Annotated in this window: 5 protein-coding genes; 1 reads left to right on the top strand and 4 read right to left on the bottom strand. The window is 60.9% G+C overall.

Annotated elements, in window-relative coordinates; genetic code table 11:
* Position 1: 1 nt before the first annotated feature.
* The 4 genes from DVA44_RS05370 to DVA44_RS05385 all read right to left on the bottom strand — a co-directional run bounded on the left by DVA44_RS05370 (position 2) and on the right by DVA44_RS05385 (position 11,352).
* Positions 2-8,518: a hemagglutinin repeat-containing protein gene (locus tag DVA44_RS05370; protein ID WP_114385906.1), complete on the bottom strand. Its 8,517-nt coding sequence runs from the start codon at positions 8,516-8,518 to the stop codon at positions 2-4.
* The gene (locus DVA44_RS05375) at positions 8,511-9,059 is read right to left on the bottom strand and encodes a toxin-activating lysine-acyltransferase (RefSeq protein WP_114385907.1); all 549 of its coding nucleotides are present in this window, start codon (positions 9,057-9,059) and stop codon (positions 8,511-8,513) included. The genes DVA44_RS05370 and DVA44_RS05375 overlap by 8 nt, the downstream gene beginning before the upstream one ends.
* Positions 9,059-10,708 (bottom strand): ShlB/FhaC/HecB family hemolysin secretion/activation protein, encoded by a 1,650-nt coding sequence (locus DVA44_RS05380; RefSeq protein WP_371413861.1) that lies wholly within the window; start codon positions 10,706-10,708, stop codon positions 9,059-9,061. The genes DVA44_RS05375 and DVA44_RS05380 overlap by 1 nt, the downstream gene beginning before the upstream one ends.
* A 251-nt stretch (positions 10,709-10,959) precedes the next feature.
* Positions 10,960-11,352 carry a YdeI family stress tolerance OB fold protein gene (locus DVA44_RS05385; RefSeq protein WP_114385909.1) on the bottom strand — a complete coding sequence of 131 codons (393 nt, stop codon included), beginning with the start codon at positions 11,350-11,352 and terminating at the stop codon, positions 10,960-10,962.
* A 142-nt stretch (positions 11,353-11,494) separates the two neighbouring features.
* On the opposite strand from DVA44_RS05385, the gene DVA44_RS05390 reads away from it, so the two are divergent.
* Complete coding sequence (locus DVA44_RS05390) at positions 11,495-12,001, top strand: hypothetical protein (protein WP_114385910.1); 507 nt, start codon at positions 11,495-11,497, stop codon at positions 11,999-12,001.

Here is a 12,001-nt window from a genome sequence, read left to right on the forward strand (position 1 = left end):
GTCACTTATCCTTCGGTGGCCGTTGATTAGGAAGACCTGTTATCTTACCATTTTCAATAAATCTTTGGTGTGTTACGTTCCCTTGCTTATCATAGATATACTCATATATACCTTTCTTATCATTAAAGGAACCTTCAGCCTGAAGAAGTTTTCTTTCTACACCATCACCCCCTTTGAGCGTGAAAACTTTTCCCTCCATCAATTGCTCCCGGCTCAGATAACTTGCCCCTCGATGAGTGGGATCGGGTTTTAAACCACTACCAATTCTGTCTGCTTTAAGAATTTTATTAACAACCGAAGATTTTAATGCTGTTTCCACCATACTCGTGGTTTTCACAACAATCTTCTGCGTGAGAACGACGCCGTTTTTCACCACCCCTGCACCACCAGCAAGCAGTCCAGCTATATCGGTAACCAGCTTGCCACCTTCGACCCCCGCATTAAACGAACCACTTGCGCCAGCTTTCTTATACTCTGCTTCCATATGGTCAATACGATCTATATAAGACTGCTTTATCGCATCTGAAACGTTACCTAACACATCGCCACTATTAAACAGTGATTTCAGCGCTTCGTAAGTTTGCTGCGGATTTGCCCCGACCTTTACGATACCGTCAACGGCATCATACAGTCCTGCCGGCACGCCTGCGATCATCCCTGCTGCAAAGCTGCCATCCTGTCCAAGGTCAATCGCAGTCCATTTAGCCTGTGCGCCTGCCTTACAAGCTAAAGTCTGACATTCGGCAATTTCTTTATCTCTCTGAGCCTGTTGTTTCTGGCTCAAATAGTTATTCTCAACCGTCGTCTTACCCGCCTGCGCCCCCGCCACAGCAGACGCAGAGCTGTCGCCCACCAGGCCGCCGGAAAGCCCCGCCGCCAGCGTCGCCAGCGCAGAAACCGTCTGCTTCTGCGTTTCATCCAGCTCATCGGCAGATTTCCCGTACATCTCTTTGGAGATCATCCCCACCAGCTCGCCCGTGGCGGCCCCGGCGGCCCCCGCCAGCGCGTTTTGCCCCTGGGCGGCGGCCAGCGCAGCGTTGACCACCGCGTGGGCGGCAACTTTGCCCTCGTCGCTCAACCCGCTGCGGTGCCCAATGACATCAGCCAGGTACGGTGCGGCACCGCCCGCGAGGGCCGCGCTGAGATCGCTCCCCGCCAGCCCCTGAACCGCCGCCGTTGCCGCCTGAATCGCCCGCTGATACTCCCCGCCGGTGCCAAAGCCGGAAGCATTCATCGCATCGTTGTACGCCGTCTGGTAGATCTGGCCGTTAATGTCTTCCAGCGTCGCGGTCTTGCCCGGGTTGGCTTTCTCCCACGCCGCTTTCGCCTCCTGCAGATCCTGCGCGTTGACGTTTTTCAGCTTCTCCTTCGCCGCGTTGGTGGCGCGGATGCTCCCCTCGGTGCGGGCAATATCCGCGACCTGATTGCCAATCTCGCCGATCAGCTGCGCCTGCTGGAGCCGCTCCTGCTCTTTCTCTTTGTCGAAGATAGGGGAGAGGGTCTGGTTGGCGTGCTCCACGTCGCGGCTGAGCTGATTGACATCCTGGACCTGACGATCCTGGTCGCGAACAATCAGGGTGCCGTCCGATACCGCGGCGTGCGTGGTGCTGCTGTCATGCCCGTCGCGGTTGGCCCCCACCAGCAGGCCGTTCGCCATGTTGCCAGCAAACTGGCTGCCGATGCTGCCCCCGGTGCTCATGCCCACGCTCTGGTGTTCCACCTCGAAGTCGGCGCGGTTTTCGATATCGCTGAAGCCAATGGTGCCGGTATCGAGACGGTTTTTATCAGCGGTAGCCGTAGAGCCAATCACCGCCCCGTTGAGCTGGGTATGTTCGCCCACGGTGACGTCGTAGCCGCCTTTGCCGGCGAAGATCCCGGTCTGCTCCACGACAGAGTCGTAGTTGCTGTGCATCTTGTCGCGGCTGAGGTTGACGCTGGCCGAACCGGTCATGGAGCCGATGCTGAAGCTGCCCCCCGCGCTGGCGTTCTGCTGTTTCGAGTCGTAGCGATCGCTGTCCTGCTCGGAGGTGAGGGTCAGGTTGCGGCCAATGTTCGCTCTCACCGTTTCGCCGTTCACCTGCGCCCCGGTCAGGGTGGCGTCACGTCCGGTCAGGATATTCACCTGGCGGCCCGCGTCCACGGTGGTCTCGCTGTGAGTGGTGCCGTTACCGCTCTCGTTACCCTTGCCGCGGTTGACGCTGGCGGAGATGTTGATGCCCGCGCCGCCGGAGCCGTACCCGATGCCCACCCCGACGCTGCCGCCCTTGCTCTCGTTTTTGCCGTCCAGCAGCTGGGTGTTTTGCGCCGAGCGCAGGTAGAGATCGCGGTTGGCGGCGAGGGTCAGATCGTTGCCCGCTTTCAGCTGGCTGCCTTCCACGGTCAGATCCCCGTCCGTGCCGCGTGCGCCGCTGCCGGTGGCGACAACGCTCAGATCGCGCCCGGCGTTAAGGGTGCTGCCCTGGGCGGTGTTCTGCTCGCTGTACTGGGTCGATTTCGATGACTGGCTGCCGTAAGAGAGGCTGATGCCCACCGTATTGGTGTTAGAGGCATCGGCCCCCAGCGCCTGGTCCATTCGCGCGGCCTGGGCAGCCTGCACGCCGGAGAGCGCGGCCTTCACCCCCTGCAACGCCTGCAAACGGCCGCTGCCGGAGGATTTCGCCTGCTGCGAGGCCTCGACGGCGCTGTTCAGCGCGCTGCCGACGGTGCCGGAGAGCGCCAGGGTCAGCCCGGAGGTTTTCTGCTCCACCTCGTGGGTCTGCTGGCTGCGGTTGTTCACCGCCGTGATGTCGACGTTTTTACCCGTGAGCGTCATGTCCTGACCCGCCACCAGATCCGAGCCGCTTACCGTCAGGCGATCCCCCGCCCGCAGGGTCAGGTCGCCGTTGACGCTGCCGACGGTGCTGCCTGCCTGAGTCGCGTCCGCGCCGGTGTCGGTGGTTTTGATGCTCTGTGTACCGATGCTAAAGCCGATCCCGCCCGAGCTCAGCAGCCCCGATTTCTTCTCCTGCTTCAAGTGCAGCTCATTGTTGCGCTCGGCCTGGGTCTCCACGCTCAGGTTGTTGCCCGCCAGCAGAGAGACGTCCCCGGTGCCCGCCACGTTGCTGCCGCGCACGGTGAGATCGTTTCCGGCGGTGAGGTTTACCGTGTCGCCGTTCAGCTCGCTGCTCTGCACCGTCTGACGGGCGATCTGGTCGCGGGTGGTGGTGGTGGTTTTCGACAGCCAGCCGTTACCGCCCACCACTTTATGCCGTTCGTCCAGATCCTGGCTGTTTTCACCCGCCGTCAGGGTCAGGTTATTCCCGGCGCTGACGTTCAGCGCCTGCCCGGCGGAGAGGGCAGCGGCGCGGGCGTTGAGGTCATTCCCGGCGGCCAGGGTCACGTCGCCTTTGCCGGTCACCTCGCTGCCGATGCTGTTGGTCTGCCCCTGTTTCAGGCTGTTGTCACCATCCCACACCAGGCTATCGCGGCTGGCGGTCTGGAGATCGTTGAGTTTCATATCCCGCCCGGCCACCAGTTGCGCTTTGCCGTTCTCGCCGCTGGCGATCACCTGCGCCCCGGTCAGGGTGATATCCCGCCCGGACTGCAAGGCCAGTTTGCCGTCGTCGCCCTGCACGTAGATGCCGGAGACGCTGTCGATGGTGGTGCGGGCGAAGCGGTTCTCGCCGTTCACACTGTCGGCACTGAGGGTGGTGCTGGTGAGGTTAATGTCGCGTCCGGCGCTGGCCAGCAGGCTGCTGTCGCCCACGATGGCACCGCCGATATTGTTGATATCGGTGCGCGCGTTGAGGTTGACGTCCGCCCCCTGGATGGTGCCGGTCTGGTTGGTGATGTTGTCGGCGTCCAGTTGCAGGACTTTGCGCCCGGCAAGGGTGCCGCGGTTAAACAGGTCGCCGTTAAGCTTGATGGAGACGTTGTTCCCGGCAATCAGCGCGCCGGAGCCGTCGATATCGCCCGGTTTCACTTTGGCGTAGACCTGCGGCACCAGCACGTTCTCGGTGGAGCCGTCCGGCATCTTCACCCGGGTGTTGACCAGCCAGACGATATCCCCGGTCAGCAGCGCCATCTGCTCTGGCGTCAGCGCCACGCCAATCTTCAGGTCGTACTGCTTGCCGAAGGTGATACCGCGATCCATCAGCGCCTTGTACTGCTCTTCGTCGTTGTTGTAGCCATCCAGGTAGCGCTGGCCGGTGATGCCAATCACCTGCTCGCGGATCAGGCGCTGCTCGTAGTAGCCATCCCCCAGCCGTTTCAGCGTGTTGTCGCCGTCGGTGGTAAAGGCGTCCTGCATATAGTCGCTGCCGAGCCACTGGCGCTCGTTAGTGAAGCGCGGATCGGTCTCCACCAGGTACGGCACCTCCGCCGACGGGTTCACCTTGAACAGGCTGTTGTCCGGCAGGGTGGTGTTGGGGCCGATAATGCGGATCGCACCGTCGGCCGGGGTCACTTCAAACTGCTGTCCGGCAGGCGGGGTCACCGGCTCGCCAGGCGAAACGGTCTGCTGCGGGGCGGGTTTTACCCCGGAGGCATGGCCAATGGTCACGTCCGTTCCCTGAGCTACCCGCGGAGTGATGCTGAGATTGCTGCCCTCGACGCTGCCGTTGCTGATCAGCTGGCCTGGCTTCAGGGAGATGTCCTGAATGGTGGTGGGCGGGGTGTATGCCGTGCGATCCCGGCCCTGTTCATCGTCGCCTTTGTGGCGAATACGGTAGTAGTGGGTGACGGTGCCCTCATCGGTGGTGTAACGCTTGCCGGGCACGTCCTCGTTCTTCACGCTGCCCATCTGGTCGATTGCCAGGGTGCCGCCTGCAATCACCTGGCTCTTGTCGTTAAACAGCTTGTCGCCGGTCATCAGCAGGTTGCCCCCGGCGAGGATCTTCGCCGGGTCGCTCTCTTTGATGCGCGTTTCGTCAATGGTGCGGGTGTAGTCGTACTGGTTGAAGTTGTCGTTATTTGCGCCGCTGTCTTCTGGCGTATTCAGGTTACGCAGCCCGTCGGAGGAGTTGTCATCCACCCAGACGCCTTTTTCTGTCGAACTCCAGCGGTTGGTTGACCCCGTGTGCTGATAGTCGGTGAGCTCTTCCTGCGACACCCGCACCACTTCGGTGGAGAAGTGGTCGTTGATGTTATTGATCTGCCCGGCGGCAATCGCCATATCCCCGGCGGATTCAATGGTCGAGCTGTGGTTATTGAGGGTCCCGGCGCGGCCGGTGACGGCGCCGTTGTCATCCAGCGCGCCGCCGATGCTCATGCTGCCCGCGCTGTAGATCAGACCGTGGTCGGCGTTATTCAGGGTCTGCACGCCGAGGTTGACGCGCTCGCGACCGGCCAGCGTCGCCGCGGTGCCGTTTTCAGCGAGGTTGTTAAAGGTGATCGTATTGACGCCCACCGCGTCGCCATAAATCCGCCCGGTGCCGATGTTGGTCAGGGTGTTGGCGTTGATGCGGGTGGCGATCCCGTCGATCAGGCCGGTGTTGCGTACCGTGCCGCGGGCCGTCAGGGTGGTGCTGCCCGCGTTGATTTCACCGCTGGCGAGGTTATTAAGATTCGCGCTCTGCACGTCCAGCACGCTGCCCGCCATTAGCTGGCCGCTGTTGGTGAGATCGCCGTCGGTGGTGAACGTCAGGTTGCCGTTGGCGAGGGTGGTGCCGCTGTTATTCACGCCGCTGTTGCTGTGAAGCGTCATATCCCCCAGCGACAGCAGCTGGCCGCTGGCATCCAGAGACTGAGCCTCCACGCGCAGCGCTTTACCCGCTTTCAGGGTGCCGCCCGCGTTCAGCAGGTTCAGGGCGCTACCGCTGAGATCCAGGGTATCGCCCGAGGCCAGCACCCCCGCGCCGTTGTTCAGCACGCCGCTGTTATTGATGCTCAGGGTGTTATTCGCCAGGATACTGCCGCGCTGGTTATCCAGACTCCCGGTGTTCAGCGCCAGGCTCTGGCCCTCCAGCCCCTGGTTCTCACCGAGCGTATTGGTGTTAACAAAGTCCAGGGCAGTGAGGGTCACGCTTTTGCCGCTGCGGATCAGCCCGGAGACGTTATCCACCATACCCTGGGCGCTGTCGAGCAGCAGGTCGCCCACCGACTGGATCTCTCCGCCGCCGTTTTGCAGGTTACCGGTATGCAGGGCGGTATCGGCCTCGCCAATAATGCGTCCATTGTTGCGGTTATCCAGGCTGGTGGCGGCGATCTCCGCCGCGCCGCTGGCCGCCAGGGTGCCAGCCTGGTTATTCACGTTGTCCGCCGAGAGGTTCAGTGCCCCCAGGCTGTTCAGGGTGCCCGCGCTATTATCCAGCGTGCCGGATGTGACAGCCACGCCGTCACCCTGCAGCACGCCTTTTTTATTGATGAGCTGCGAGGTGCCCAGCGACAGGCTCCCTGTCGCAGCCAGCTGCCCGGACGTATTGTTCAGCGTGCCGCCGTTGAAATTCAGGCTGTCGCCGGAGAAGGTAGTCCCCTGGCTGTTATCCAGCAGGCCGCCGCTGAGGGTCATAGCCCCGACCGATTTCAGCGCGCCGCCGTTATTGGTGAGGGTGTCGAACCCGGCGGTTAACGTCCGGTTCGCGCCAATCTGCCCGTCGGTGTTGTCGATAGCCCCCGCGCTCAGGCTAAAATCGCCCTCGCTCGCCAGGAAGCCGCGCTGGTTATTCAGCGCGCCGCTCTCGAGGCTAAGGGAGCCCTGAGAGAGCAGGGCGCCGTCGCGGTTATCCAGGGCGCCGCCGTTGAGGGCCAGTGTCGCGCCGTCGGCGACAATCACCCCCTGCTGGTTGTCGAGGCTTCCGGCGCTTATGCGCTGGGTTTTCGCCGCCTCAATGCGGCCTTTGGCGTTGTTCACCGCCTGCTGGCTGGCAATCTCGCCGTCACCCGCGCTAGCGGAGATCAACCCTTGCTGATTGTTTACGCTTCCGGCCTCCAGCCGGGTGTTGCCCGCTACCGCCACGATCTGCCCGGCGGTGTTGTCGAGGGTCCCGGCCTTAAGCTGTACGCCGTTCGCCGCGCCAATCTGCCCCTGCTGGTTATTGAGGGTGCCCGGCAGGTCTACCGCCAGGGTGCTGCCGCCGCGCTGCACGATGTTGCCTTTCTGGTTGCTGAGGTCGTGGGCGCTGACGCTGATGGTCTCCGCCCCCAGCGTGCCGCCGTTGTTATTAAGCATTTTGCCGGTACGCACAGTCAGTTCGCTGGCGTTAACCTTCGCGCTGGCGGTGCTCACGCCTTCCGCGCCGCCGTCCAGCAGCACGCGTTTGCCCTGGGTCTGGCTGCCGCTGACGTCCACCCCCTGACCGCGGGCGCTGAGATTGCCGCCCGCCAGGGTTTGCCCGTGGGCGCTCAGCTGGCCGCGGGTGCTAATGTCCAGATCGCCCGCGTCAGCGAGCGTGCCGTCGCTTTTCACCCCGGCGGCCAGCACGCTCTGCTGAGTGCCGGTGAAGCTGGCCGTGCTCACCCGGACGTTATTCGCGGCGGTCATCACGCCGCTGTTATTCACTTCCCCTGCGGTTTGCAGGCTGGCACTGTCGCCAGCGCGCAGGGTACCGCTGTTCTCAATCCGTCCGTCAGCGGAGATCGTCACGCTGCCCGCCTGGGCACCAAGGGCCCCGGCGTTACGTACCCCGACGCCGCTCTCGGTGCCGACCATGCGGATTTTGCCTGCGTACATGCCGCCGAGGCTGGCCACGTCCACCGCCAGCTGCGGGCGTGTGGCAGGATCGTCGCTGCCTTTTTCGATCGTCTCGTGGGCGGCATCCACCTTGTTGCGCCCGGTGGTGACCTTCAGATCGTTGGCCCATAGCCCGGCATTAACCTTCACCGAGCGGGCAATGATGTCGGTGTAATCCGCGCCGGAGGTGTCCATCCCCGCGCCTTCGACCACCACTTCGCCGCGCTCGACGTTAAACCCGGTCAGCGCGCCGTCTTTCATCTGCGGCTGGCCGGTGGTGAGGGTGGCGCGGTTGGCGTTGATAAAGCCGCAGCCGCTACAGGTAATGCCTGACGGGTTGGCGATCACCACCTGGGCTTTTTTACCGGCCACTTCGATCATGCCGTTCAGCTTGCTCGGGTCGCGGGAGCTCACCTCGTTGAGGATCACTTTGGCTTCGCCTTTCGCCAGCCACGGGTTGCCCGCCACCATGCCGCCGATGTTGGTCTGCACGTTTTTGTGCGAGTTGTTGAGGATTGCCCCTTTCTGGTCCACGTCGAACTGGGTGTAGTTGTTACGCGATACCCCCGCAGCAGATGGCGTCTGGATATTGACCTGCGGCGTGACGTTGGCGCTGTTGATGACCGTTGGCTGCTGGTTTTTTGGCGCACCGGCGTCGGCCACGATAGTGGCCTGCGCCGTCTGCACGGCCCCCATCGCCAGCCACAGGCTAAAGCTTAAGGCGCTCACCTTGCCGATAAGCTGGCTGTGGGTATGGCCAATGCCGGAAGAACGGGACGAACCGGCGCGGCCGGAGCGGGCGATATCCGCCACCACCATCAGCATGCCGCGCGCTTTGTTAAAGACAATTCGGTACAGGTTCTTATTCATGGTTCATTCCTTTAAACGCTTCCGGCAGGCTCACGGCGAGCGGGTGATTCTGTTGCCACTCTCTGGCGTGTTGACGGCTGACGCGGCTGCCGTGGAACAGCATCACGCACTTGCCACGCGCCGCGCCGCGGTGATACAGCGCGCGGCAGACGTGGTCGGGGAAGATATCGCGACGCATCAGGTTGTACATCGCAGCGGTATGGCCGAAGGGGGCGATCCAGTCGCAGAACCAGATCCGATCCCCGCAGTCCCAGTCCGCCTCTCGCATCTCAATAGCGGGGCGGGTGAGGTAACGGGCTTCCGCCTCCTCGTTCAGCCAGGCCCAGCTGAGGAAAAAGACCGGACGGTCGTTTTCGCTCACCAGCACGTACTGGCGGCGCTTGATGATCGGCAGCAGCAGGGTGGGCAGGGCGTGCAGGGGGGCATCCCGGTGCATCGGGGAGTGCATCCACAGCCAGACGGTGGCGCCCAGCACTTCGGCCTCGCTCTCCTCACCGCCGAGGATCAGCGGCGCTTTGATATCCAGATCTCCGACGCGCATCACCAGCTCCAGTTGAGGTTAAAGCCGAGCGTCAGATCGCTGGTTTCAAAGCCGTCCGGCTTCGAGAACGGCGTCCCGGCGAACAGGTCGTAGCCGGTGTTAAAGGCGTTGCCGCGCAGGCCCGCCACGCCGCCTGCGAGGTGTTTACCCACCTGGAGATCCGAACTGTAACCGCCCACTTCGCCGTAGTCGGCGCCCAGATAGAGCTCCTGGTTCGGCAGAGGCGTGCGCCAGGCCACATCGTTACGCACGTACCAGCCGTGGCTGGCGCTGAGGGTGCGCTCACCGTCAAAACCGCGCACCGTCCAGCGGTTGCCGATGGCGAACTGATCCTGCGGCGTCAGCGGCGTGTTGCTGATCTGGCGCAGGTATTGCACGTTGTAGCGGAAGTTTTGCGTGCCGATGGCAAATGGCAGGTCGAACTGGGCGCTCAGCAGGGTAATTTTGCTGAGCGCAGTGGCATCGCCCCAGTACTCTTCCGGCGCAGGTTGGGCACCAAACCAGCGGGTGCCGCGCTGATAGCTGATGCCCGCATCCAGCGTCGCCTGGCCGATGTAGTGGCGATGATCCAGCCCGATGCGCCAGCCCGCGGTCTGACGGCGCTGAACGCCCACTTCCGTGTCGTCGATATAGTTGCGGGTCTCCCGCGCCAGCACGTCGTAAGAGACGGTGGTTTTTTGCGAGCCGCTGCGGTGCAGCACCCGGCTGAGCTGAATGTCGAGGTTTTTGCTTTTACCGCTGTAGCGATAATCCTCGTTCAGCCCGGCGACGGTCTGGTGGTAGTCGTAGTCGCTGCCGGTGACGCCCAGCATCCAGTAGCCGAAGGGCACCGAGTAGTGGGCGGTGACGTTTTTACTCCCTTTGCCGCCCTTGTCGTTCAGATCGTGGCTGGCAGAGACATAGAGCAGATCGCTCAGCGAGAAGGGGTTATCCAGCGACAGCGTCACGCCGCCCTGGTAGCGCCCGGTGGTTTCGGTCCCGGCATCGTCCAGCGACAGGCCGATTCGCCACATTTTGCTCTGCTTGCGGGTGATGACCACGTCGCTCTCGCCCGGGTTTTCCCCCGGCAGCAGCTCCATACTGGCCTCAACCGTTGGCAGGCGCTGTAAGTTTTCCAGCCCCTGTTCAATATCGCGCAGATCCAGTAGGTTGCCCTCGTGCGCCGGAAAGGCGCTGTAGAGCTGGATATAGTCGTCGCTCTCTTTGGTCAGCTTCACGTGGCGGATAGTGCCCGGCACGATGGCAAGTTTCAGGGTGCCGCTCTTCAGATCCTGCGACGGGGCTAGCACGCGGGTGGTGATCCAGCCGTGGTCGACGATGCGGTTCTGCAGGGTGCTCATCAGCAGGTTAATGCCCTTGCCGCCCAGACAGCGCCCCTGCGCCTGGTCCGCGATACGCTGCAACGGCAGCCAGTGGGGCAGGGCCTCCTCGCCGCTCAGCTCGACGCGGTTAATCGGAAAACAGGGCGTTTCAGTCGGGAAAGCAATGTTGCCAGAGCCGGACGACGGTTCTGAAAGGCGCACATCCGGGACCGGCGGGGTTAATTGCTCCTCTAATGCTCTCTGGCGCTGCTGCTGAATAATAAATTGATTATCGGGTGGTGCCGCGTGGGCAGAGAACATTAAAGGCAGACCAGAGGCTGTCGCCATTATCAGGGCGATATTATGTCGGGCTTTCATCGGCGAATCCGTGCTGTGTAAGCAATAAAGAAGGCAATGTGAATTTGTGTAAAATTGTTTAAGTATTGCGAGGGGAAGGAAAGGGGGATTAATCCTAAAGCCCGGAATTATCCGAGTTTTTGGCTCCTTAAATCTGGTAGGTTAAGGCTTAGAGAATATATTCCGCAGGGTTCTCGTGGATATTCGGGAATATCCACGAGAAACTTAAGTGAAATTTATCGTTATTTCTGAATGCGGTCGACACGGACCACCGGTGGATTTGATTTTTTATCCAGACTACCGTTAATGCTGATCATATTATCGGGCTGGACGGTACGGCCATCAAATACCGCCTGGGGGATCACCATATCAATAGTGCCGGTTTTATCGCGGAATTTAAATTTATCGCCGCCGGAACCTTCAATGAGATTACCGCGCAGGGAGATCGTAGCCCCATCGTGCATCTCTATGGCCTGCTCCACGGTCATGATGCGGGCATCTTCCGCCCCACGATAACCATCATCCAGCGCGTGCGGTGGAGGAGGGGCAGTATCTTTCTTCAGTCCACCATTATCATCGGCATACGCGGCCGGAATTATAAGACAACACAATAAGGGTGCGACGGATAATTTCATACGACCTCCTTGGTTTAGCCTGCTTGACAGATTAAGCCTGGTTGCTATTTTTTAATTTGCAAACAAGAACAGTCTTAATCAAATTTATCTATAAAAATCATCTGGCTGCATAATATTAATTAACGAGACGGTGCGGTGATATATGGCTAAAGCCAAAGGAAATCCCCCTGAATTGCCCGGTGTCAAACAGAGTCATGCTGCCCTGCAGTTTGAATACGATGCGCACCGCTTCGGTTTTGTTCTGTTAATACTCATTATCGTCGCTGCGCTGTTGGGGCTTTTTTCTGGCGGCTATTTTAGCGAAGCGACAAAAACTAACGCTCCGGGCAACCTGCAGGTGGAGTATGAACGTTTTGGACGCTTGCAAACGCCGATTGAGTTGAAAATTAGCGTGCCAGAACAGAGTACTACGCAGCTGACGCTGCGCATTGGCGGCGAATATATGGAACGGATGCAAACCGATAATATCTGGCCGCAGCCCGATGAAATGTACAGCGAGGGCGGAGAGCTCGTGTTGGTTTATCAGGAACCGCGCAAAGATTTAACCGTCTGGCTCTATACCACCCCACAACGCCCCGGCAAAACCGACCTCTCTGTCACGGTAAATAATCAACCGGGCCTCTCTTTCTGGCAATTTATCTATCCCTAA

The organism is Leclercia sp. W17 (genome assembly GCF_003336325.1).
Taxonomy (GTDB): domain Bacteria; phylum Pseudomonadota; class Gammaproteobacteria; order Enterobacterales; family Enterobacteriaceae; genus Enterobacter.

Excerpts from the sequence above, each read along its gene's own strand:
- DVA44_RS05370 (WP_114385906.1), bottom strand. The coding sequence starts at position 8,518 with ATGAATAAGAACCTGTACCGAATTGTCTTTAACAAAGCGCGCGGCATG.
- DVA44_RS05385 (WP_114385909.1), bottom strand. The coding sequence starts at position 11,352 with ATGAAATTATCCGTCGCACCCTTATTGTGTTGTCTTATAATTCCGGCC.
- DVA44_RS05380 (WP_371413861.1), bottom strand. The coding sequence starts at position 10,708 with ATGGCGACAGCCTCTGGTCTGCCTTTAATGTTCTCTGCCCACGCGGCA.
- DVA44_RS05375 (WP_114385907.1), bottom strand. The coding sequence starts at position 9,059 with ATGCGCGTCGGAGATCTGGATATCAAAGCGCCGCTGATCCTCGGCGGT.
- DVA44_RS05390 (WP_114385910.1), top strand. The coding sequence starts at position 11,495 with ATGGCTAAAGCCAAAGGAAATCCCCCTGAATTGCCCGGTGTCAAACAG.